Origin of the sequence: Bifidobacterium avesanii, from assembly GCF_009299475.1 — a bacterium.
GTDB lineage: Bacteria > Actinomycetota > Actinomycetes > Actinomycetales > Bifidobacteriaceae > Bifidobacterium > Bifidobacterium avesanii.
The window spans coordinates 15,072-38,859 of record NZ_WBSN01000021.1 but is presented as its reverse complement, the minus strand read 5'-3'; the positions used below and the strand labels follow the sequence as shown (position 1 = coordinate 38,859).

General features: G+C 68.3%; 17 protein-coding genes and 1 tRNA gene. 8 read left to right on the top strand and 10 right to left on the bottom strand.

Annotated elements, in window-relative coordinates; all coding sequences use genetic code 11:
* Positions 1–167: 167 nt before the first annotated feature.
* Positions 168–1,631 carry an MATE family efflux transporter gene (locus tag DSM100685_RS09310; protein WP_152351066.1) on the bottom strand — a complete coding sequence of 488 codons (1,464 nt, stop codon included), beginning with the start codon at positions 1,629–1,631 and terminating at the stop codon, positions 168–170.
* A 294-nt stretch (positions 1,632–1,925) separates the two neighbouring features.
* Here DSM100685_RS09310 and DSM100685_RS09305 point away from each other — a divergent pair.
* A tRNA-Asp gene (locus tag DSM100685_RS09305) sits at positions 1,926–2,002 on the top strand.
* A 410-nt stretch (positions 2,003–2,412) separates the two neighbouring features.
* Here the strand turns inward: DSM100685_RS09305 and DSM100685_RS09300 are convergent.
* Positions 2,413–3,387: an EamA family transporter gene (locus DSM100685_RS09300; protein ID WP_163201133.1), complete on the bottom strand. Its 975-nt coding sequence runs from the start codon at positions 3,385–3,387 to the stop codon at positions 2,413–2,415.
* A gap of 620 nt (positions 3,388–4,007) precedes the next feature.
* Between DSM100685_RS09300 and DSM100685_RS09295 the strand changes: the two genes are divergently transcribed.
* Together DSM100685_RS09295 and DSM100685_RS09290 are read left to right on the top strand one after the other, a co-directional pair.
* Positions 4,008–4,496: a MarR family winged helix-turn-helix transcriptional regulator gene (locus DSM100685_RS09295; protein WP_239512748.1), complete on the top strand. Its 489-nt coding sequence runs from the start codon at positions 4,008–4,010 to the stop codon at positions 4,494–4,496.
* Positions 4,493–5,995 (top strand): MFS transporter, encoded by a 1,503-nt coding sequence (locus DSM100685_RS09290; protein ID WP_152351064.1) that lies wholly within the window; start codon positions 4,493–4,495, stop codon positions 5,993–5,995. The genes DSM100685_RS09295 and DSM100685_RS09290 overlap by 4 nt, the downstream gene beginning before the upstream one ends.
* Positions 5,996–6,024: 29 nt before the next feature.
* Here DSM100685_RS09290 and DSM100685_RS09285 read toward each other — a convergent pair whose 3' ends face one another.
* From DSM100685_RS09285 to DSM100685_RS09260, 6 genes are all read right to left on the bottom strand, one after another.
* Positions 6,025–6,954 carry a MurR/RpiR family transcriptional regulator gene (locus tag DSM100685_RS09285; RefSeq protein WP_152351063.1) on the bottom strand — a complete coding sequence of 310 codons (930 nt, stop codon included), beginning with the start codon at positions 6,952–6,954 and terminating at the stop codon, positions 6,025–6,027.
* A gap of 231 nt (positions 6,955–7,185) precedes the next feature.
* Complete coding sequence (locus DSM100685_RS09280; RefSeq protein WP_152351062.1) at positions 7,186–8,787, bottom strand: bifunctional metallophosphatase/5'-nucleotidase; 1,602 nt, start codon at positions 8,785–8,787, stop codon at positions 7,186–7,188.
* A 30-nt stretch (positions 8,788–8,817) separates the two neighbouring features.
* Positions 8,818–9,633, bottom strand: coding sequence for a phosphonate ABC transporter, permease protein PhnE (gene phnE / locus DSM100685_RS09275; protein ID WP_152351061.1), 816 nt, complete (start codon positions 9,631–9,633; stop codon positions 8,818–8,820).
* 30 nt (positions 9,634–9,663) lie between these two features.
* The gene (gene phnE, locus DSM100685_RS09270; protein ID WP_152351060.1) at positions 9,664–10,464 is read right to left on the bottom strand and encodes a phosphonate ABC transporter, permease protein PhnE; all 801 of its coding nucleotides are present in this window, start codon (positions 10,462–10,464) and stop codon (positions 9,664–9,666) included.
* 1 nt (position 10,465) lies between these two features.
* Positions 10,466–11,275, bottom strand: coding sequence for a phosphonate ABC transporter ATP-binding protein (phnC, locus tag DSM100685_RS09265; RefSeq protein WP_152351059.1), 810 nt, complete (start codon positions 11,273–11,275; stop codon positions 10,466–10,468).
* 95 nt (positions 11,276–11,370) lie between these two features.
* On the bottom strand, positions 11,371–12,453 hold the full coding sequence (locus tag DSM100685_RS09260; RefSeq protein WP_204314372.1) for a phosphate/phosphite/phosphonate ABC transporter substrate-binding protein: 1,083 nt from the start codon (positions 12,451–12,453) through the stop codon (positions 11,371–11,373).
* 389 nt (positions 12,454–12,842) lie between these two features.
* Here DSM100685_RS09260 and DSM100685_RS09255 point away from each other — a divergent pair, with 389 nt between their 5' ends.
* On the top strand, positions 12,843–13,820 hold the full coding sequence (locus DSM100685_RS09255; protein ID WP_152351058.1) for an aldo/keto reductase family protein: 978 nt from the start codon (positions 12,843–12,845) through the stop codon (positions 13,818–13,820).
* Between the two features lie 214 nt (positions 13,821–14,034).
* On the opposite strand, the gene DSM100685_RS09250 is transcribed toward DSM100685_RS09255, so the two are convergent.
* A complete protein-coding gene (locus DSM100685_RS09250) occupies positions 14,035–14,772 on the bottom strand; it encodes a hypothetical protein (RefSeq protein ID WP_152351057.1) in 738 nt (245 codons plus the stop codon).
* A gap of 281 nt (positions 14,773–15,053) precedes the next feature.
* Here DSM100685_RS09250 and DSM100685_RS09245 point away from each other — a divergent pair, with 281 nt between their 5' ends.
* The 4 genes from DSM100685_RS09245 to DSM100685_RS09230 all read left to right on the top strand — a co-directional run bounded on the left by DSM100685_RS09245 (position 15,054) and on the right by DSM100685_RS09230 (position 22,701).
* Positions 15,054–15,719, top strand: a complete 666-nt coding sequence (locus DSM100685_RS09245; protein WP_240811902.1) for an HD domain-containing protein — start codon at positions 15,054–15,056, stop codon at positions 15,717–15,719.
* 391 nt (positions 15,720–16,110) lie between these two features.
* Complete coding sequence (locus DSM100685_RS09240; RefSeq protein ID WP_152351056.1) at positions 16,111–18,336, top strand: GTP-binding protein; 2,226 nt, start codon at positions 16,111–16,113, stop codon at positions 18,334–18,336.
* A 24-nt stretch (positions 18,337–18,360) separates the two neighbouring features.
* Entirely contained in the window at positions 18,361–22,173 is a 3,813-nt protein-coding gene (locus tag DSM100685_RS09235) for a DEAD/DEAH box helicase (RefSeq protein WP_163201135.1), read from the top strand.
* Between the two features lie 234 nt (positions 22,174–22,407).
* The gene (locus DSM100685_RS09230; RefSeq protein WP_152351055.1) at positions 22,408–22,701 is read left to right on the top strand and encodes a hypothetical protein; all 294 of its coding nucleotides are present in this window, start codon (positions 22,408–22,410) and stop codon (positions 22,699–22,701) included.
* A 199-nt stretch (positions 22,702–22,900) separates the two neighbouring features.
* Here DSM100685_RS09230 and DSM100685_RS09225 read toward each other — a convergent pair whose 3' ends face one another.
* Positions 22,901–23,551, bottom strand: coding sequence for an alpha/beta hydrolase (locus DSM100685_RS09225; protein WP_152351054.1), 651 nt, complete (start codon positions 23,549–23,551; stop codon positions 22,901–22,903).
* Positions 23,552–23,788: the final 237 nt, after the last annotated feature.

Sequence of the window (23,788 nt, the reverse complement as noted above, 5' to 3'; positions counted from 1 at the left end):
GCGACTACAAGTACCGCAAACCCATACCCGGCGTCAACGATGCCCCAGGACACATGTAAACCATGCCCCAGGAGACCGTGTCAACAATGCCCCGAGACATACGTCAAGTATGCCCCAAGACAATACATACCGAACTACGTGGCGGACGAAGCGTTTTGCCCGCCGTTTTATTCCTGCGCCTGTGCAGGCAGTGGCTTCCGCGGCCTCCGCAGCTCCGGCAGCATGACGACGAACAGCACACCGGCCATGATCGCCGTGACGAGGTCGGCGATGGCCTGCGCGGCGATCACGCCGTTGTAGCCGGCCAAGCGCGAGGCGACGACGAGCACGACGATGAGCACCACACCCTGACGGCTGATCGACAGGATGAACGCGCCCAACGCCTTGCCGGTGGACTGGAACGTGCAGGTGGTCACCATGACGACGCCCACGCACACCAGGCTGAGCAGCTGCACGCGCAGCATGCCGGCGCCGAGGTCGATGATCCGCGCGTCGTTGATGAAGAAGCCCATGAGCTCGCGGTCGAACACGCTGAGCACCACGGTCATCACCAGCGCGAACCCGCTGAGGAACAGGTACGAGAAGCGCAGGATCCCCGCTAGGCGCTTCATGTTGCGGGCGCCGTAGTTGTAGCCGATGAGCGCCTGCGCGCCGAACGCGAAGCCCACGAACACCGAGACGGCGATCATCACCACCTTGAGCGCGATGCCCATGGCCGCCACCGAATCGTTGCCGTAGGGCAGCAGGTACAGGTTCACCATGACGATGCCGAAGCTCTGCGTGAGGTTGGTGACGGCGGACGGGATGCCGATGACGAGGATGTCGCGCAGCTCGGCGCCGGTGATGTCGAGGCGGCGTGCGGCGGCGCGGACGGGGGAGGGCTTGGAAGTGGGCGCGGGGGCTAGCGGCGTGGAGGCCGTGGGCATGGGCGCTTCCGCGGCCTTGCGGAACATGAGGCGCGGGTCGACGGACAGGTTCTGGCTGCGGCGCAGCAGGAACCACACGAGGTAGGCGTCGGTGCACACGTTGGCCAGCACGGTGGCGAAGGCCGAGCCGCCCGCGCCCCAGCCGAACACGTGGATGAACAGCGGGTTGAGGATGATGTTGAGCACGGTGCCGGCGATCTGGCCGATCATGGACGGCACGGCGTGACCCTCGGTGCGCAGCTGGTTGACCGGCGTCATGGAGACGATGATGAGCGGCGAGCCGATGATGATCCACGTGTAGTAGGCGGAGGCGTGCGGCCACGTGCCCTCGTTCGCGCCGAGCATGGCGAGGATCGGGGCGCGGAACACGAGGCCGAGCGCCAGAATGGCCGCGCCGATGAGGGCCGACCCGTAGAAGCAGAACACACTCAGGCGCTTGCCGTCGGCGTAGCGCTTCTCGCCGAACAGACGCGAGATGACCGAGCTGCCGCCGAGGCCGAAGATGTCGCCGATCGCGATCATCACCATGAACACGGGCGCGGACAGCGAGACGCCGGCCACCATGTTCGCGTCGCCGGTGTGCGCGATGAAGTACGTGTCGACCATGTTGTACACGAGCGTGACGAGCATGCTCATGACCACCGGCATCGCCAGGCTGAAATACGCCTTGGGAATCGGTGCCTTGTCGAACAGTTCGCTGTCCATGGGGTGTCTCCTTCGCCGGTCGCGCGGGGCGCGGGCCTGTGGCTCGTGTCATTGGCCATGCCGTTGGTCCATGCGTAGTAAAGCGCATCGGAGTGGACAAAACCGGCGTTGCGGACGCATGGCGGAACGTGTGTCGGAGCGTGTGTCGGAGCGTGTGGCGTTCGCTGCACCGTCGCTGTCTCATGGCTGTTCCATCGCCGTGCCGTTGCCCTGTCGTTGTGACGCGACACGCCGAAGTGGCGATTATTTGAGGTTCATGTAATATATCGCTTCGTGCCTTGCGAAAGGTACAACGGCCCCGTAGCTCAGTTGGTTAGAGCGCCGCCCTGTCACGGCGGAGGTCACCGGTTCAAGTCCGGCCGGGGTCGCCAAAGAGAAGAAGGATTCAAATCCTCTCGCCCGCCGGGTGGGAGGATTTTTTGTTATCCGGGCCTGTTGCTTTGGCCGGGTGCGCGTTGTCGTGCGGCGGCGGGCGTCGCCGTGATGCCGTACCTGTGGTTCGGATGGCGAAAATGCGTCTTATTGGTGCATTCCCTGCCGGATTGCTGGACGGGGAGCGGGCGCGCCCTGTCCGTCACGCTTGAAAACGGCTATTTTTCAACGGTTTGTCAACTCTTGGGACAGGGAGCGGGCGCGCCCTGTCCGGGGAGCCGCGCCCTGTCCGGGGAGCCGCGCCCCGTCCAAACGGTGGGTGGCGAATTCGGTTCGGCGATCAGCGTTCCGGGCGGAATGGGAGGTCCAAGCGGCGCGGGAGGTTTGCCCGGTCGACCGGGACCGGGCGCTACCCCAGCTTCGGGCGGGCGAAGTGCGCGCGGACCAGATCGAACGTGTAGACCGCCAGCGCCAGCCAGATCACCGAGAACGAGATGAACCGGTGCGCCGGCACCTGTTCGCCGAGCACCGTGATGCCCAGAATGAGCTGGATGGTCGGCGTGATGTACTGCGTGAAGCTCAGCAGCAGGAACGCCGCATGCTTGACGCCGTACGACGTGAGCACCAGCGGGATGACGGTCAGCACGCCGCAGCCGGCGAGCAGCGCCCACACCCACCACGGCTCTCCCGCGGGCACGCCGAGCCGGGGCTGCGCGACGAGCGCCACGGCGGCGAACGGCGCGAGCACGCCGGTTTCAAAGGTGAGCGACTCGAACGGGTCGAGCGGCACGAAGCGCTTGATGAGGCAGTATCCGCTGTAGCTGAACGTCATGAGCATGGCGAGACCGGGGAACGCGCCCGTGTCGATCACGTACAGCGCCGCGCCCGTCAGCGCGATCAGCATGGAGGCGACGCCCAGCGGTGTGGTCCGCTCGCGCAGCAGCATCAGGGCGAGCAGCATGTTGATGAGCGGCAGCAGGAAGTTCGCGGCGCTTGCCTCCGACGTGCGGCCGACCGCGACGAGCTGGATGTACACCACCCAGTCGATGGTCACCAGCACCGCGGCCGCCACGGCCATCCAAAACACCTTCGGCGTGGCCCACATGACCCTCACCGACCGGACGAAGCGCCCCCAGCGGCGGGTGGCCAGCATGAACAGCGTCATCACGATGGCGGCGGTCACGATGCGGTACAGCATCACGTTCATGGACGGCACGCTAGACAGCACCGCCCAGTACAGCGGGAACATGCCGTACACGACCGCGGCAGTGAGCGTGGCCACGACGCCGCGCGGGGTCTGGCGGATGCGCTGGGTTCGGGTGACGGGTGCGGTCGGCGCGGTCTGTGCGGATCGTCCGGTGCCGGTGCTGCTCTGATGGTTCACCGGACGATGATACGGCGGCGCGCGTCCCTGTGCCGTACATCCGCATGTCCGCGCGTCGGGCTCGTGCGTCGGGTGCCGTCCGCCTGCCGTCTCCTGTTTGGCTTTCCCGTTGGCGATGGCCTCTTGCCCGTGCACTGTCCGTGCGTTGTCCATTCGTCCCAACCTGCGCCCTTGAAATTGCGGATTGGAACAAATGACGCCGAATCGGGTCTTGCGTGAGTTTGATTCGCGGTTGTTCGTTCCAAGCTGCGATTTTGGCGGCGCAGGTTGGAGCAAATGGACAACGCAATGATGCGGGGGGATTGGCGTGGTCTGCGCATGCGTCCGCGTTTGCTTCGATCCGCGCCGATGGGGGCGAAATGTCGGAAGCGGCTTCGCCGAAAAGGCGTCCGCGTCGGAAGTGCGGGAGGCATGCGGATGATGAAAGCGCGCGTGAGGACGAACGGGCGCGTCCGCGGCCTGTATTGTCCGGGTGGTTCATATAGTTACCTATAGTAATGATCGTTAGTAACTAAATGACGGCCCGCGGCGGTCCGGGACGACGGCGGTGGCACGAGGTGCCTCACCGAGTGCCGCCGGGCATTGCCGCCCGCCGCGGAGACGGAAAGGACAAGGTGCGTATGACATTGCCGCTTGAGGAGGTGCGCGGGCTCATGGACGCCTGCTGGAAGGCGAAGGCGGTCACCGAGCTCATGCCGCCGCTGCCGGACGGGTTCAAGCCGCGCTACGTGCATGTGATCGACGCGGTCTGGCACATCAACGCGGCCGACGACGGCGACCAGTCCACACCCCGGGCGCGCGTGGGCGACGTGAGCGCGTTCCTCGGCGTCACCACGCCGTCGATCACCAAGCTCGTGGGGGAGATGGCCGACCTCGGCCTCGTGACCAAGCACGCCAGCGACGCCGACCGCCGCGCCGTGACCCTCGCGCTCACCGACCGCGGACTGGAGATCCGCCGCATCTACGTGGAGGACTACCACGCGCACCTGAGCCGGCTGCTCGGCGGCCTCACCGCGGAGCAGTGCGAGACCACGATCGCCACGATCGAGGAGACGCTGCGGCTCATGCGCGAGGACGTCGCCGCACACCGGAAGGAGAAGACCGCATGACCGCAACGGCACGCGCAACAACACGCCAATCCGAGTCCCGGCCGCAGACCCGGCCCAACAACGGCAACGGCGGCAAGAGCCCGGTCGCCCGGCGGCTCGTCGCGGCCGTGGTGGCGCTGGCGATCCTCACCTTCCTGGGCATCCTCTCGGAGACGTCGCTCAACATCGCCTATTCCGCGCTCATGGGCGAGTTCGCTATCTCCGCGGACGTGGTGCAGTGGCTCACCACCGGCTATCTGCTGCTCCTGTCGGTGGCGATCCCCGCCTCGCCGTTCATGGTGCGCCGCCTCGCCACCAAGACCCTGTTCGCCGCGGCGGTGGCCCTGTTCACGGCCGGCACGCTGATCGGCGCGCTCGCCGCGAACTTTCCCATGCTGCTCGCCGCGCGGCTCGTCATGGCGCTCGGCACGGGCATCTCGCTGCCGCTCATCACCAACATCATCCTCGAGAAGGCGCCGCTTCAGCAGCGCGGCGCCATGCTCGGCATCGTGAGCCTCGTCACGTGCGCCGCACCGGCCATCGGCCCGGTGTTCGGCGGCGTGGTGATGGAATACCTCGACTGGCATTGGATCTTCTACGCCATGCTGCCGTTCCTCGTCCTGTCGTTCGTGATCGGCATGGCCACCGTGCCGGACATCCGCGGCGGAGACGGGCCCGACGGCGACGGCCGCGGCGCCGGTGCCGGGCGCGCCACGATCAGCGTGCCGTCGCTGCTGCTCGTGGCGGCCGGGCTCGCCGCGCTCATCATGGCCGCAAGCTTCTTCGCCGCGTGGCACGGCGATTGGCGGTTCCGGGCCACGCTCGCCTTCGCGGTGCTGGACCTCGCGGTCTTCACGGCCATGCAGCTCAAGATGGAACGTCCGCTCGTCAACGTGCGCGCATTCGCGTACCCGGGCTTCTCGCTGGGCATGCTCATCCTGCTCGTCGCGTCCGGCAGCGTGCTCGGCGTCAACTTCCTGCTGCCGATCCTCCTGCAGCGCGGCCACGGTCTCGGCAGCATGCTCGCCGCCCTGGTGTTGCTGCCCGGCGCGGCGGTGGGCGCGGTGTCCGCCCCGCTCATCGGCGGTCTGCTCAAGCGGCACTTCCCGCCGAAGTTCATCCTGTGCGGGCTTATGGGCGTGCTCGCCATGGACGCGGCGCTCGCCGCCTGCGCGCAGTGGACCGGCGCGGTCGCCGTCGCCTACGCGCTGTTCATGGCGTTCGCCGGGTTCGTGCTCGTGCCCGACCAGACGCACGCCCTGAACCAGCTGCCCGCGCGGCTCAACGCGGACGGCTCGGCGCTCATGAACACCATCCAGCAGCTCGCCGGCGCGATCGGCACCGCTGTGGCCAGCACGCTCATCGCCGAATTCTCGGCCGCGGAACCGTACCCGCAGGCGTTCGCGGCGAGCATGCGCGTGTTCGTGGGGCTTGCGGTCGCGGGCATCGCGCTCGCCGCGCTCATGTTCCGCTTCTCCGTGCGCCGTCCGCCGGAGCTGAGGCCCGCCGCGGGCGAGTGACGGCCCCAGACGGGTGTCCGGCGGCCCGCTCAGTCCGCCTCGTCGTCGAGGTGCTGGGAGACGACCGTGAACGCGGTGTCGGAGCGGTCGTTCTCCCGCTCGACCTCGGCGGCGATGGCCTCGGTGAGGATCATGAGCGCCACGCGGGAGACGTCCTTGAGCTCCTGGCCGAAGGTGAAGTCCGGCGGCTCGAGCACCAGCGACACGTCCGCCAGCGCGGTGAGCGGGGATGCGGCGAAGTACGTCATGGCGACCACGCGCGCGCCGGCCCGCTTGCAGGCGCGCGCCGCGGACAGGGAATGCGCGTTGGCGCCGGAGCCGGACACCACGAAGGCCGCGCAGTCGGCGTCGAGCATGCTGGCCGCGATGTGCTGGTCGATGATGTCGTTGAATGTGACCGCGTCGATGCCGCAGCGGATGAGCCGCGAGACGAAGCTCATGCCGATGGGCGCGGACAGCCCGGACGCGATGACCAGAATGCGGCGCGATTGCAGGGTCATTCGGACCACGGCGTCCAGATCGGCCACGGAGAGCATGCCCATGAGCGTGGGCATGCGGCCGGCGAGCGTGAGGGCGTGGCGGATCGCCCCCTCGCCGAACACGTGGTTGCCGTCATGGGCGCGGGCGGGGGCCGGGATGGAGACGGCTTCGGTCGCCGTGCCGGCCGCAGTTGCCGCCGCCTGCACAGGCATCGCCGCCACCGCGGGCGTCGCCCGTTGCGCCCGGTCGCGGGCCATGAGCACGCGCACCTGCTGGTATCCCTGATATCCCAGCGACTTGCAGGTGCGCACCACCGTGCCCGCGGAGGCTCCGGAACCGGACGCCACGGCGCTGACGGTCAGGTCGCCGCCGTCGTCGCCGTGCTGGAGCAGGAACTCCGCGACGCGCCGCTCGGCGGCCTGCAGGGACGGCAGCATCGACAGGATCCTCGACCTGACCGGCATTGATTCGACGTCCATCCCCTGTAGGCCCCTTCCGCTTTGTTCCGCCGCGCCCCGCGCGTTGTCCCCATGGTCCGTTTGCAGCCAGTGTACCCGCTCGCCGGCCGTCGCGCCCCCGATTGCTCCCGCCGCGCGACGACCGGGATACGACAACCGGGATGCGACGACCGTCAGGTCAGTCAGACGGCCGGTCAGTCGGCCAGTCAGTCAGTTGGACAACCGGCCGATCCGTCACGACCGGTCAGTCCGTCACGACCGCCGTCGGTCCGTCACGACCGCCGTCGGTCCGTCGGCGTGCGGCGCCCACGGGCTGTGCCGCTCGAGGTAGCGCACGATGAGCTCCTGCATGGACTCGTCGATCGTGCGCACCACCGGGCACGCCGCCAGCGCCTCGTAGCCGCCGGTGCCGGACGCGCGGTAGCTGTTGACGCACAGTTCGATCGGCCCGTCCGGCAGCGGCGAGCCGTCGGCGAGCGTGAGCGACGTGACGCGCGAGCCCACGGGCTTCGTGAGATCGAACGTGTAGGCGAGGCCGGCGTAGTAGTCGTAGTTGTAGTGCTCCACCTTGGGCTTGAGGAAGCGCGTGGAGACGCACGGGCGGCCGTCCTCGTCCAGGTCGAAGTACTCGGCGCAGCGCTCGAGCGCGGCCTTGAGGGCGTCCGGCGTCACGGCCAGCACGGCGAGCGTGTTGGCGAACGGGTACGCCTCCACCACGGCGCTGCGCGTCACGGTCTGCGGGAATCCGGAGCCCACGCCCACGCCGGTGAGCGACGCCGCGGCGATGCGCGCGCCGGAGGCGTCGAGCTGCACCGCGTTGAACAGGGCCGCGAGCTCGCTGCCGTGCATGGCCACGTCGAGGTGCGTCTGGTCGGGGATGGCGCGGGTGAGCGTGCCGACCGGGCCGGTGAGCCAATGCTCGGTGCGCTCCTCGTACGGCAGCAGCGTGGCATAGGGCTCGTCCTCGTGGCGGTCGCCCACGGGCACGAGCCGCGAGGTGGCGTGGAACGAGCCGTCGTCCTCGAGCGTGCAGATCAGCTCCGCGAACTCGGTGGCGGTGGCGCACGTCTGCACGGTGGCGGTGCCGTTGATCGTGGCGCCGGGCATGGAGATGTGCTGGTGGCCGGAGATGAGCACGTCGAAGTCGAGGTCGTGCGCGATCTGCCACGCGCGGTTCTCGGTCGTCTCGCTGAACACGGCGCCGGTTTTCACGTCCCGCTCGTAGCCGCCGTGGTAGATGCACACGCTCACGTCGCAGCGCGGGCGCAGGAAGTCGCTCATCTCGCGCGCGGCGGCGAGCGTGTCCGTCACCTCGAGGCCGCGCAGGTGGGCGGGCGCCTCCCACACGTTCACCCAGTCGGTCACGAGTCCCGTGACGCCGAGCCGGATGCCGTTCGGCAGATCGAGGAACGCGTAGCGCGCGATCGGCAGCTGGCCCGTCAGGTCGCGCACGTTGGCGCACACGCACCGGGCGTCCAGCGCGTCCAGATACGCGGCGATGGCCCCGCGCCCGTAGTTGAAGTCGTGATTGCCCAGCGTGACGAACTGGTAGCCCACCGCGTTGAACGCCGCGGCGATCGGGTGCGGGAGGCCCCGCGTGGCGGCCCGGTCCTCCTCGGAGGCGTCGCCGGCCACGAACAGCTGCGAGTACGGGGTGCCCTGCAGGGTGTCGCCGGCGTCGAGCGCGATGGTGGGGATCGGCTCGCCGTCCGGGCCCGGCTGCGCGGCGAGGGCGTGCACGTCCGCGGCGATGTCGAGTAGGCCGCAGGGCTTGAACGCGTCGGTCGCGTAGTCCACGGGGAAGATGTGCCCGTGGGTGTCGGAGGTGGAGCAGATGCGGAAGGTGCGTGACATGGGTGTCGGAATCCTTTCAATCGCCGGCGGTCAGCCGCGGGCGAGCTTGTTGCGCAGCTTGGTCGAGCCGTATTCCACGAGGAGGATCAGCACGATGAGCCCCCACAGGATGGATGCGGCCTCGTTCCAGCGGTACGCGTTCATGGCGAAGATGAGCGGCGCGCCGATGCCGCCGGCGCCCACGAGGCCGAGGATCGTGGCGTCGCGCAGGTTCATGTCGAAGCGGTAGATCGCGGTGGACAGGAAGCTGGCCATCATCTGCGGCAGCACGCCGAAGCGGATCTGCTGCCAGCGGTTGAGGCCCATGGCGGACAGCGATTCGAGCACGCCGCGGTCCAGATCCTCGATCGCCTCGATGAACATCTTGCTCACCATGCCCACCGAGCACAGGGACATGGTCATGAGGCCGGCGAACGCGCCCGGGCCCGTCACGCGCACGAACATGATGCCGTAGACGAACACCGGCACGGTGCGGATGGCCATGATGGCGAAGGACGCGAGCCACGCGACCGGCTTGGGCATGAGGTTCGAGGCGGCCAGAAACGCGAGCGGCACGGCGATCACGGCGCCCACCACGGTGCCCATGAACGCGATGGCCACGGTTTCGACGAGCAGGTACGGCACGCCCGTCGTGGTGAGGTTGAACAGCAGCTGCGGGGCCGGGTGGGTCAGGCCGTTGAGGATGCTGCCCACGATCGTCCAGCCGCTGTCCGCCTTGGCGCCGGACGATTCGATGCCGGCGGCGGACCAGACGAGCAGCGCGACGACGATGACGGCCGTGGCGACGCGGCCGAGGGTGGCCTTGGGGCGATCGGCGTAGAGTTTGGCGAGATCGGTTGAAATCATGATGATGCTCCTAATCGGGCTGTGGGTCCGCTACTCGAGCCGGCGGCGGATCGCGCGGCTGGTGGTTTCGATGACGAACACCGTGGCGAGCAGTTCGAGCAGGATCATGCCCACGGTGGAGTATTCGCGCCAGGCGAGGTTCTCGTTGAGGATCAGGCCCAGGCCGCCGGCGCCCACGTAGCCGAGGATCGCCGAGTAGCGCACGTTGCCCTCGAAGCAGAACAGCGCGTTGGACATGTACGACGGCAGGATCTCCGGCAGCACGGCGAAGCGGAACGCCTGCGCGGGGGAGGCGCCCAGCGCGGTCATGGCCTCGAAGGCGCCCATGTCCACCGATTCGATCTCCTCGTAGAGCACCTTGCCGAGGTAGGAGAACGTGAACAGCGCGATGGCCGTGGTGCCGGCGAGCGTGCCGAGGCCGAAGATGTACGTGGCGATCAGGGCGGTGATGATCGTCGGCAGCGTGCGGATGAGGCTGAAGACGAAGCGCATGGCCATCGTGACGGCCTTGGCGTGGATGATCGTCGTGGAGGCGAGCATGGCGAACGGGACGGCCGCCACCGCGCCGATGGCCGAGCCGAGCAGGGACATGCGGATCGTGTCGAGCAGGGGGTCGACGATGCTCGCGGCGCTCGACCATTCGGGCGGGAACATGCGGCCGAGGATGAGGAAGAACTGGTCGCCGCGTTCGGCGAGCACGGTCGGGTCGAATCCGGTGAACCACACGCAGAACGCGCCGAAGGCGATCACGCCGGCCGCGATCGGCAGCGTGTACGAGCGCGGCTTGACGACTTTCGTGCCGCTGGGCAGGGTGATGGTGGTGCCTGCCATGTCAGCGCCCGCCTTCCGCGGGGGCCGTTTGGGCCTGAGCCGGATCCGCCGGCGCGGGCTTGCCGATCTCCGGGGCCTCGTCGCCGTAGATGTCGCGCAGCACCGCGTCGTTGACGCCGTCGACGCCGCCGTCGTACACGATCTCGCCGGCGCGGATGCCGATCACGCGGTTCACGTGGCGCAGGGCGAGGTCCACGTGGTGGATGTTGATGATCACGGTGATGTTGCGGTCGCGGTTGATGCGGCCGAAGTCGTCCATCACCTGCTCGGCGGTCACCGGGTCGAGGGAGGCGACCGGCTCGTCGGCCAGCAGGATCTTCGGGTTCTGCATGAGCGCGCGGGCGAGGGCGACGCGCTGCTGCTGGCCGCCGGAGAGCTGGTCCACGCGCGTGTATGCCTTGGAGGCGATGCCCACCTGGTCGAGCGCCTTCAGGGCCTCCATCTCGTCGGCCTTGGGGAACACCCCGAGCAGGGAGCGCCACCATGGCAGGTCCGGCACCTTGGCCGCCAGCACGTTGGTGATCACCTTGGTGCGCGTCACCAGGTTGAAGGACTGGAAGATCATGCCCACGTTGCGGCGGAAGCGGCGCAGCGTGCGGCCGGACAGGGAGCTCACGTCCACACCGTCCACGGTCAGCTTGCCGCCGCTGATGCCGATCATGCGGTTGATGGTGCGGATGAGCGTGGACTTGCCGGCGCCGGACAGGCCGATCACGGCGACGTACTCGCCCTGGTCGATGGCGAGGTTCACGTCCTTGAGGGCCTTGTAGCCGTTCGGGTAGGTCTTTTCGACATGGCGCATTTCGATCATGCGGGTCTCGATTCGTTGGTGTTGCGGATTTTCTCGTATGGACGCGGAACGCCCGGTCCGTCGGCATCATGTCGGCGAACCGGGCGTTCGGGCGCTCACTTCTTGAGCTGCTTGACGAGCTCCTGGGCCTGGCGCTCGTTGTCGTAGTCGGACGACTTGGCCGGCTGGTAGCCCTCGTGGCTGTAGATGGCGATGACCTTCTTGCCCTCGTCGGAGTTGCCGATGGCGATGAACGCGTCGGACAGCGCCTTCTTGAAGTCGTCGGTCATGATCTTGGAGTTCTTGGAGACGCTCACCGTGTCGTTGTAGATGGGCGAGGTGACGCCGATGACGGCGGTCTCCTTCCAGATGTCGTTGGTGCGGCCGAAGTCGGTCGTCCACTTCTTCTCGAAGTCGCGGCGGGCGTCGGCGTAGGTGGCGAGCACGTCGAACTGGCCCTGCGCGAGGCGGGCGAACGCGGAGCCGTAGGAGTCGGACTGGGCGGCGTGAGTGAGGTCGGTGATGGACTTGCCGAAGTTGTCCTTGAGCCACAGCGCCGGGTAGATGTAGCCGGCGGGGGAGGAGGCGCCCATGACGGACCAGTTGACGTCCTTGATGTCGTCCCAGGTGAGCTTCTCGCCGCTGTTGACCTTCTTGGCGAGGGCCTGGCCCTTCTCGGACGGGCCGGCGATGATGAGCGCGCGGTAGGAGGTGGTCTGCTTGTCGGACGCCTTGGTGGGCGCGTTGTCGTTCCAGTCCTTCGGGTTGTCGGAGTCGATGCTCAGGCCGCTGCGGGTGGCGGTCAGGAGCACGTCCACGTCGTCGTCGTACAGCACGTAGGTGCCGCCGGGGATGAGGCCGACGTCCACGGTGCCGGCGCTCAGGGACTCGCCCACGGCCTCGTAGCTGGAGCCGACGGTGATGCCGACGTTGTTGACGGTGTAGCCCTCCTTGCCGAGCTGGTCCTTGAGCAGGTTCTTGAGGGGCTCGGTGGCGGTGATGATCTCCTGCGGGTCCTTGGACGGCACGAACGCCACCTTGAGGGTGTCGATGGTCTTGGAGCCGCCGTCGGCCGAGCCGCCGTTGGCCGCGGGGTTGCCGCAGCCGGCGAGCAGGCCGACGCACATGGCGCCCGCGAGCACCGCGGAGGCCGCGGTGCGCAGGGTGGACATCTTCTTCTGAATCTTCTTCGCGAACATGGTTGCTGTTCCTTTCGACGGCATGAACCGCATGCCGAATCGCCGGGCGTCCGCGCCTTCCCGTTGCGTGATGCGGGATGCGGGCGCCGGATGCGGACGGTTTCATGATAGGTACGTGATTAAATGAAATTCCATGAAAAGACAAAACGTTGAATGATGTTTCATCGTTGTTGGACTGCGCGTAACCTGCCGTACACCTTGCCGGCGCGGCGCGTGGCCGAATGCGCGCCGGTGTCTGTCTGGCATTTGTCCGGCGTTCGTTCGGAGCGGGTGGCTTGCGTTCAAGTACGGTTGAAGTGGTGTAATGGACCCGAATGGGTGAAATCGCTTACACAATCCGTGGCGACACGGTGGCATATCGAGCGGCAGAGATAAGGAGCAAACGAACCATGCGATACCGCAACGTGGGCAAGTCCGGCCTCAAAATCAGCGAAATCGCGCTGGGCAGCTGGATGACCGACCTCAAGGGCACCGCTCAGGAGGAGGTCGCCAAGGACATCGTCAGGCTGGCGTTCGACAACGGCGTCAACTTCTTCGACTGCGCGGACGCCTACTCCGGCGGCGCGGCCGAGCGGTTCCTCGGCGAGACGCTCAAGGCCTACCCCCGCCGCGAGCTCGTCATCTCCAGCAAGGTTTACTTCCCGACCGGCACCGGTCCGAACGACCGCGGCCTGTCGCGCAAGCACATCTTCGAAAGCATCGACCGCACGCTGGAGAACCTCCGGACCGACTACGTCGACCTCTACTACTGCCACCGCTTCGACGAGCACACCGACCTCACTGAAACCCTGCGCGCCATGAGCGACCTCGTGGCGAGCGGCAAGGTGCTCTACTACGGCGTGTCCGAGGAGTGGGGCGGCGCGAGGCTCGAGGAGGCGCAGCGCATCATCGACCGCTACAACCTGTACCCGATCACCGTGGTCCAGCCGCAGTACAACATGGTCGACCGCTACATCGAGCACGAGATCATGGGCGTGTGCGCCAAGCGCGGCATCGGCATCACCGTGTTCTCCCCGCTCGCCCAGGGCCTGCTCACCGGCAAGTACCGCAAGGGCCAGCCGCTGCCCGCCGGCTCGCGCGCCACGTGGCAGTCCGACCATCAGATCAACGACCTGCTCACCGACGAGAACCTCGACAAGGTGGAGCGTCTCGTGAAGGTGGCCGACGAGCTCGGCACCAACCTCGCCATCCTCGCCATGGCGTGGATCCTGCAGCGCCCGGAGATCAGCTGCGTGATCGCCGGCGCCAGCAAGCCGAGCCAGCTCGCCAACAACCTCAAGGCGTCCGGCTTCGAGATCCCCGCCGACGCGATGGCCGAAATCGAGGACATCCTCGGTTTCAAGCGCTTCGAGCGCCACGTCGGCTGAGCGCCGCTCGGCCGTTTCGCGGCTTTGCGGCCCGTTTCGCGGCTTTGCGGTCGTTTCCGCGACCCGTCTCCGGCTCGCGGGCGGGCCTGCGATCATAATTTCGATTCGTGTGGCGGTTTCGCGGCCGTTCGCCGGGTAGCGCCGTTGGGATTCCGCCGAAGTTCCAATGGCACTACCCGGCAGGGCGCGTGAAAACCACCACACGAATCGAAATTTACCGACGCCCGCCCTTGCGGCGTTGAGCGCGTGGGCCGCCGTCGGGCGCACACGCCCGCGCCCGGTGGCGGCGAACCTCCTCCGCGTACACCGGGTTGTACGTGAGCACGGTGGCGAGCAGTCCCAGAAAGTCCGGCTGGCGCATCTGCACGAGCATCGTCACCCGCCTGCGCTCCCGGTCGTCGTACGGTTCGCGCAGCACGGCGGGCGGCGGGGAGACGAAGTGCCACGCGTCGCGCACGCGGGCGAGCCTCGCCACCATGCTGCCGCCCGGCGCGCCGTCGTAGCGGGCCGCGGTCTCGGCGTCGCGGATCTCGTAGACCTCGCCGCTGGCCAGGTCCTCGATCCTCACCAGCCTCGTGGCGGCGCTCACCCCGAGCATCCAGAACCACGAGACGAAGTTCGACTCCGACACCTCCCGCATGTCCTCGAACTGGCCCTCGCTCAAAAGCCCGCGGCCGTACGCGCCCATGGCCACGAAGTCGAACGGCGTCAAGCCGTTGTCCTCGTCGAGGCGCACGTCGTAGGTGAGCCATTCGTTGAACAGGTAGGTGACGTACCCGCGGAATTCGGGGTCCCCCACGTCCCGCGGGTCGATGCCGAGCCGGCGGGAGAACGCCCTCCTCGCCTTGCGGTACTCATCCGTCTGCAATTCGCGCATGATGTCGGCCACGTCCCCCGGGTACAGGATCGCGGGGGGATTTTCGTTGTCGTCGCATTCCACAGCAGCCATCATTGGCCTCTTTTCCCTTGTGCGGCGCCGTTCATCGGCCCCGCTTGCGCCCACCGTAGGGCGCGCTCCGGCGCACGGGCAAGGCGGGGAAGGACGGCGGTGGATAAGTGGACAAGTCGTGTCGCGGCGATTTTCGGTGAATAACCGCGCTTTTCCATGCCCTTCCGCGCTTTCCGGCGCACGTCGCGGACCCGCGCGCCCGATCGGCATGGGCTTCGACTATGCTGTGCCATGACGCGGCCGCACCGGCGGCCGGTGGTTCGTGAAACGGTTGGAGTGATTTCGTGACTGATTCCCTGATGACGGGCGCCGAGCTCGACGCGGCGAGCGACGCCTTCCTGACCGTGCTCGAATACGGGCAGGACATCATGACCTCGCCGGGCATGCAGTCCGAAAAGCGGTACCTCCAGCACGGCAACACCACCACGTTCGAGCATTCGGTGGCCGTGGCCGAGCGGGCCGTGCGCCTCGCCAACCTCTTCTCGCTGGAGCGCCGCGTGGACATGCGCTCGCTGGTCGTCTCCGGCCTGCTGCACGACTACTTCCTGTACGACTGGCACGACGACGAGGACTGGCACCGCCTCCACGGCTTCATCCACGGGCGCATCGCCTGCATGAACGCCAAACGCGACTTCGGCGAGGACGTCGTCAACGACGTGGTCGCCGACAGCCTCACCAACCACATGTACCCGCTCACCAACGTGCCGCCCAAGTACCTCGAGGGCTGGCTCGTCTCCGTGAGCGACAAGATGTGCGCCACCTCGGAGACCGTGAGCCCCGACCGCTTCCGCTCCGACCGCCGCATCGAGAACGCGGAGTCCCTGCCGCACGTGCCCTCGCTCGGCGAGCTTTCCGCCGCCGCGCTGGCGATGGACACCGTCAACGGCATCGGATTCATCCGCTCGAGCGCCTACCGCATGCGCCTCGCGCTCAAGTCGCGCAACGCGTAGGGCGCGCGGTCGACTTGGCGCTTGGAACGCATGGGGATGCCGGAGCGCATGGGGTTTGGACAATGACGGGGTGCGGTGCCGGGATCATATTTCCGATTCGTGCGGTCGATTCCGCGGCACCGCCGGATATAGCCCGCACGGGAACGGCCCTGTTGCGTGCGGTCTATGCGGCGATGCGGCAAAATCGACCGCACAAATCGGAAATATGCGGGCCGGCGCGGGCATGCGGTGTGTCGCGATGAGGAAAAACATCAATAACGGGAAGTAAATCCATAAAGACTTCCATTTCTTGCTCATGGGGGCGGCCTGCGGCGACGTGTTTTCTCCCATGAGGGAACCGTCGCGTACAGTGGGGCGGCGAATGCAGTGCAACCGGGCGGAAGGATGAGAGATGAAACGGATCGTGGCGGGCATCGTGGCGCATGTGGACGCCGGCAAGACCACGCTGTCCGAGGCGCTGCTCTACCGGGCCGGGCGCATCCGCAGACTCGGGCGCGTGGACCACGGCGACGCCTTCCTCGACACCAACGCGCTGGAGAAGCGCCGCGGCATCACCATCTTCGCGCATCAGGCGTCCGTGGAGCACGGCGACCTGCATCTGACCCTGCTGGACACGCCCGGCCACGTGGACTTCGCCGCGGAGACCGAGCGCGTGCTGCGCGTGCTCGACTACGCGATTCTGGTCGTCTCCGCCACGGACGGCGTGCAGGGCCACACCGAGACCCTGTGGCGTCTGCTCGCGCGCTACCGGGTGCCCACGTTCGTCTTCGTGAACAAGTGCGACGCGGACGGCGCGGATCGGGACGCCGTGCTCTTGCAGCTCAAGCGCCGGCTTTCGGACGGGTGCACGCCGTTCGAAGGGCTGGACGTCGCCGACGTGCCCGAGGAGCGCTGGGAGGAACTCGCCATGCAGGACGAGGACGCCATGGACGAGTTCCTGGAAACCGGTCGGCTCACGGGGGATCTCCTGCGCGCGATGGTCGCCGGCCGGCGCGTGTTCCCGGTCTACTTCGGCGCCGCGCTGAAGCTCGACGGCGTGGATGCGCTGCTCGACGGTCTGGAGCGCTTCACGCGCGAGACCGCATGGCCGGACGCGTTCGGCGCGCAGGTGTTCAAGATCAGCCACGACGAGCAGGGGAACCGCCTCACGTGGCTGCGCGTCACCGGCGGCGCGCTCAGGGCCAAGGCGCTGCTGGGCGGCTCGGCGGGTCCGTCCGGCGGCGGCGGTGAAGGTGACGGCGGCGAGAAGGCCGACCAGCTGCGCGTCTACGACGGCGCGAAGTTCGAGACAGTGACGGAGGTCCCCGCCGGCGGCGTGTGCGCGGTGGCCGGCCCGGAGCGCACGTTCCCCGGCGAGGGACTGGGCGCGCAGCCGGACGCCGAACCGCCGAGCCTGCAGCCGGTGCTCACCTACGCGGTCACCGCCCCCGACGGCGGCGCGTTCGACGACCTCGCGTTGCACCGCGTGCTCACGGCCCTGCGCGAGCTGGAGGACGAGGAGCCCCTGCTGCATGTGGCTTGGCAGGAGCGGATTCAGGAGATCCACGTGCAGCTCATGGGCGCGGTGCAGCTGGAGATCATCCAGCAGATGATGCACGACCGCTTCGGTTTGGACGTGGCGTTTGGCGCCGGATCGGTGCTCTACAAGGAGACGATCACCGCGCCCGTGGAGGGCGTGGGGCATTTCGAGCCGTTGCGCCACTACGCCGAGGCGCATCTGCTGCTCGAGCCCGCCGAGCCCGGCTCCGGCATGCATTTCAGGTCCGCGTGCTCGCAGAACGAGCTCGCGCGCAACTGGCAGCGGCTCATCCTCACTCACTTGGGCGAGCGCGAGCATCTGGGCGTGCTCACCGGCTCGCCGCTCACGGACATGACCATCACGCTGGTGGGCGGCCGCGCGCACGAGAAGCACACCGAGGGCGGCGACTTCCGCCAGGCCACGTACCGCGCGATCCGGCAGGGGCTCATGGAGGCGCGCGCCGGCGTGACCGGGCATCCGAGCGACGAGCAGATCGCCGCGGGCCGGCCCGCGGACGGCGTCGCGGACTCGGCGGCCGAGGGCGAAGGCGGAAATGATGGCAAGGACGGCGGCAAGGACGGCGGCGCGGAAACCGCGAAGCCGGCGCCCGCCCCGGTCGACCCCGGCAACTGCCGTCTGCTCGAACCGTGGTACGCGTTCCGTCTGGAGGTGCCGGCGGACATGATCGGCCGCGCGATGGCGGACGTGCAGCGCATGGGCGGCGACTTCGACCCGCCCTCCGCGGATCCCGCGGACTCCGCCGGCATGGCCTACGCGACGATCACCGGCCGCGCGCCCGTCTCCGAAATGCGCGACTACGCGATGGACGTCAACGCCTACACGCACGGCCGCGGCCGCTTCTCCGCCACGTTCGGCGGCTACCGGCCCTGCCACGACGCCGACCGCGTGATCGCCGAGGCCGCCTACGATCCCGAGGCGGACCTCGACAACACCCCGGACTCGGTGTTCTGCGCGCACGGCGCCGGCTACCCGGTCAAGTGGTACCGCGTGCCGGACTTCATGCACCTCGGCTGGTGCGCGCCACAGGCCGGATTGCCGGAGGCCGGACTGACGGAGAGCGGTCCGCGGGCGCGGTAGCGCGCGCACGCTAGGGTGGTGCGCATGGGTTTTTCGGCATTCGGCAGAGTGGGCGCGGTCGGCAACGCCGGTACGGGCGCCGGCGAGGGGCGGGGACGCGTGTTCTCCGAGCTGCCGATGGAGATCGAGGACCACTGCTCGTCCGCGGTGATCATGCGGGCCCGGGACATCGTCGCGCACGCGAAGACCATGATGTTCGACCTCGCCTGCGAACCGGGCGGGGGCGACGGCGCGAATACGGACGACGACGATCGTCTGCTCACGATCCGCGGCAGAATCCGCGGCACCTCGTCCCCGGGCAGCGTGTACCGCGCGTGGGTGAGCTTCGACCGCAACAGCGAGGAATTCGACGACGGGGCCTGCACATGCCCCGCCTACACCGGCTACCGCTACGAGGTGTGCAAGCACATGGCCGCGCTGGTGTTCCACTTCGCCGACCATCCCGACCTGTTCCGCGGCTTCGGGCAGTCCCATGCGGCCGGCAGCTCCGTGGACCTGCTCGACTACATGGAGCGGCTGGACGAGCTCGAATCGCGCCGGCGCGAGGCGAAGCGCAACGCCCTGCTGCGCGCGACCGGCGTGGACGCCGGGCATGCGGATGCCGCGCATACGGCGGTGTTCGGCTCGCCGCGGTCCGCCGCGCGAGTCCCGGCCCCGCTGGCCATGGTCGGCCCCGGGCAGGTGTCGCTCGAACCGACGGTGGCGCTGCGCAACCGCGTGTGGAGCGTCTCCTTCCGCATTCTCAACCTCGCCAACGCGTCGTCGTACGTGCTCAAGTCCGTCTCGCGGTTCGTGCTCGACATGGACCGCGGCGAATTCGAGCAGTACGGGCAGAAGCTGGCGTTCACCCACACGCCGGACATGCTCGACGGCTACGGGCGCGCGGTGCTGCGGTTCATGCGCCGCGCGGTCGAGGCCCGGCGCAACGCCCTGATGGCCTCGCACGCCTACATGCCGGTCAACGTGGAACGCGACCTGATCCTGTCCGAGGACGAGCTCGCGCAGCTGCTGCGCATCAGCGAGGGGCGGCGCCTCGACCTGATCTATGAGCGGTGGATGCGCTCGACGCCCGAGCGGGTGGCCGTGGACGGCGTGGAGCGGCCGATCCGCATCACAATGCGACGGGCCAAACAGGGCGCGACCGAGGGGTATGCGCTGCGCGGCGACGTGTGCATCGACGAGATCATCGAGGGCGCCGAACGCTCGTACATGCTCGTCGGTCCCGGTCCAGCTGCCGTGGCGGGCGCCGCGACCGGCTCCGGCTCCTCCGACGGCGAGGATTCCCCCGCGGCGGCGGCCCGCGCGCTCTCCGCGATGAGCGTGCGCGAAATCGCCGACCTGCCGGATTCGGAATTGTCCCGGCTCGGTCTGCTCGGCATGGGCGGCATGGGCGGCATGGGCGGCACAGGCGGCATAAGCGGGCCGGACGGCTCGGCTTCGGGCGCCGGCGCCGGGTATGGGGAGGGACGCCGGTTCTGCCGTTTCCCCGAGGACTGCGAGCCGCTCAGGCCGATCCTCACCACCCTGTGCGACGGTGATCCGGACGGCCGCTTCGTGTCCGACGACGACCTGCCGCTGTTCGCCCGCACGCTCCTGCCGCTGCTTGAGCGCGCCGGCGTGGACGGCGACGTGCCCGAGCCCGTGCGCGAGCTCAAGCCGCAGCCGGCCGAACCCGAGTTCTACCTCGACCGCACCGAGGACGGTGTCACCTGCACGCTCAAGGTGCGCTACGGCGCCCGCGAGGTGGGCGTGCTGCCGTCCGTGCCCGGCGACCGCGGCGGGCTGCGCGACCTCGCCGCCGAGCGCGCGGCCCTCGCCGTCGTGCGCCGCTACTTCGCGGTGAGCGATTCGCGCCGGCCGGCCGTCATCGACCGCGACGAAACCTACGCCGTCGTCCGCCTGTTCGACGAGGGGCTCAAGGCCCTGCACGCGGCCGGCGCGGTCTTCACCACGCCCGCGTTCGACCGTCTGCTGGCCCCGCGCCCGCCGAAGGCGCGCCTCGCCGTCGTCATGAACGGCGGGCTCGTGGATGTCTCCCTGCTGGCCGACGAGGTGCCGCCGGACGAGGTGGGCGCGCTGCTCGCCAGCTATCGGCGACGGCAGCGGTTCCACCGGCTGAAGGACGGCACGCTGGTGCCCCTCGGCGAGCATGACGCCGGCCTCGACGCCGCCCTCGCCACCGCGCGCGACCTCGGCCTCGCCGACGACGCGTTCGAGAAGGGCGACGGCACGGTAGAGGTGCCCGGATTCCAGGCGTTCATGCTCGACGCCGCCGTGGACGACGCGGACAAGGACGACGGCTTCCGCGCCTTCGTGGGTGACGTCAAGGTCATCGACCCGAGCCGGTACGCGGTGCCGAAGAGCCTTGCCGGTGTGCTGCGCCCGTATCAGGCGGACGGGTTCCGCTGGCTGATGACCCTGTGCGACAAGGGATTCGGCGGCATTCTGGCCGACGAGATGGGCTTGGGCAAGTCGGTGCAGTTCATCGCCATGCTGCTCGCGCGGCGGGAGGCCTCGGAACGGGAGGCCGCTGACGGCGCCGGCCGCGGTCCCAGCCTCATCGTCTGCCCGGCGTCGCTGGTGTACAACTGGGCGGCGGAGTTCGCCAAATTCGCGCCGTCGCTCGCCGTGGAGACCGTGGCCGGGCCGAAGGCGCAGCGCAAGGCCCTGCTGGACGGGCTGCGCGATGGTTCCGGCGATGGCGGCAGGGCTTCCCGCCCGGACGTGCTCATCACCTCGTACGACCTGCTGCGCCTCGACGCCGCCGAATACCGCGGGCTCGCGTTCGATGCGATGGCGATCGACGAGGCGCAGGTCATCAAGAACCACACCACCAAAGTCGCTAGGGCGGTCAAGTCGATCGATGCGCGCCACCGCTTCGCCCTGACCGGCACGCCCGTGGAGAACCGCCTCGCCGAGCTGTGGAGCATCTTCGACTTCCTCATGCCGGGGCTCCTCGGCACGTTCAAGCGGTTCCACGAGCGCTACGAGATGCCTATCGCTAACGACGCGTACGGCGACGAGGGCCGCGCGCAGGCCGCCAAGCTCAAGGCGCTGACGGGCGTGTTCATCCTGCGCCGCCTCAAGTCGCAGGTGCTCACCGATCTGCCGGACAAGCTCGAGAACGTGGTCACCGTGCGGCTTGAGGGCGAGCAGCGCAGGCTCTACGCCGCGCACGAGCAGCGGCTCAGGCTCCTGCTCACCCACGAGGACGCGCGCGACTTTAACGCCGAGCGCATCCGCATCCTCGCCGAGCTGACCAAGCTGCGCCAGATCTGCTGCGACCCGCGCCTGCTGTACGCCAACGCGAAGGACCGCTCCGCCAAGCTCGCCGCGATCGAGGAGCTTGTGGACACCTGCGTGAGCGAGGGCAAGAAGGCGCTGGTCTTCTCGCAGTTCACGTCGTTCCTCGAACTCATCGCGGCCCGGCTCAAGGCGCGCGGCACCGCCTACTACACCATCACCGGCGAGACGCCCAAGAAGCGCCGCGTCGAACTGGTCGACCGGTTCAACGGCGACGACGTGCCCGTCTTCCTCATCTCCCTCAAGGCCGGCAACACGGGGCTCAACCTCACGGGCGCCAGCGTGGTGATCCACGCCGACCCGTGGTGGAACGCCGCCGCGCAGGACCAGGCCACCGACCGCGCGCACCGCATCGGCCAGACGCGGGACGTCAACGTGTACCAGATCGTCGCCAAGGACACCATCGAGGAGCGCATGCTCAAACTGCAGGCCGCGAAAAGCGAGGTCGCCCGGCAGGTGCTCGGGGACGGCTCGGCGGCGGGCGGCGTGGCGGCGCTCACCCGCGACGACCTGCTCGGGCTGCTGAATGCGTGAGGGCGTCCGGTGCGCCGGTCCGTGCGGCGGGCAGCGTGCTGGCTGGCCGGTATGCCGGTCGGTTCATGTGGCAGGTGGCGGATCGGCCGCTGTGCTGACCGACCGGCATGTTGCTCGGTCGGCATGCCGAGTGTCGTCGAAAAAGTTATCCCGTGTTGATTTTTGTTGGCTTTTTGTGCCAAATGTCGGCAACACCCTCCCCAAACGTGAGGGGAGGGGAGTAAACCTAGAGGCATGAGCACTACAGATAGCATCAAGGAAACCTTCGGCGCCGTTGTCGAAGCGTTTGCCGCAGTCAAGTCCGATAACGACAAGCTCGCCCGCGACGTCGAGCATGTCGGCTTCTACGCCCAGCTCGGCGAGTCCGCTCCGAACTCCCAGCTGCCCAACCTGTGGAACACCCTCGAGCGCATCGAGAAGGCCATCAACGCCGACCCGCAGCTCAAGGCCGAGTTCGGCGAGACCGGTGAGAAGGCCGTGAAGGCCGCCTTCACCGCCATCGCCAAGCGCCTCGCCCCGGCCGCCTGATCCGGCCCGCGCGATTCCGCAGAGCGTAACGCATCGCAAGAGGGGATGACCTCCATCGTCGGAGGCCATCCCCTCTTCGCATTGTGGAGAATCCCAATGCGCAAAAGTTGCGGATCCGTGCGCATAAGAGGGTCCGGACGGCGCTTATGCGCGCGAATCTGCAACTTTTGCGGGATGACGGCGGGATGACGGCTCGCAATCACCACATCTGGGGAACGGCGGCGCCGATCGACTGGAGGAAGACGGACACGTCGCGCATCTCGTCCATGGAGATCGAATGCGTCATGCCCGGGTAGACCTTTTCCGTGAGCGTGCCGTGCCCGCGCCAGAACGCACCCATGGCCGCCACGTCGGAGGCGGGGAAGATCGTGTCCGCGCCGCCGTGGCCGTAGAAGACCGGCGGCTTGAGCCTGGCGAGCTCCTCGTCGCCGGGCGTGACCGGGCCGGGGGCGAGCCAGCCGGAGAACGACACCGCCGCCATGTAGCGCGCGGGTTCCAGACGCAGCAGGTGCGCGGCCAGCAGACCGCCCTGTGAGAAGCCCATCGGCACCACCTTGCGCTCGGCGGGGATGTTCGCGGTGACCCAGCGGTTCACCGCCTCGCCGGCCTCGCGCGCCTGATCGTCGAGCGAAGCCCCCTCCGGCACGCCCTCGTGCGCCCACTTGCCGAACCACGTGTAGCCCATGCCGTATTCGAGCGGCGCGCGCAGCGAGGCGAAATCGGCGTTCGGCGCGCAGTAGCGCAGCAGATCGGGCAGATCGTATTCGTTGGAGCCCCAGCCGTGCAGCAGCAGGAACACGGGCCTCGTGGCCGGTCCGTTGAGTTGGGTGATCGCGCGCGTGACTTCCATGGGCCCTCCCTGTTCGATGACGGTCGTGCGTCCGTGGCCAGCCTATGGCCGGCACGCGACGACACGCGGGAAGCATGCGGCCGCGAAACCCCCGTCGGCGTCGGATGCCCGCAAACGCGCCCGTGCGTTCGGGCGATGGCCGGCACTCACGGCACGGGGGATTGGGGGACCCGCGGATGGACGGGAAATGATGGCGCTTGTGCCCCGCGCGCCCTACACTGGAAGCGGGCCGCGGAT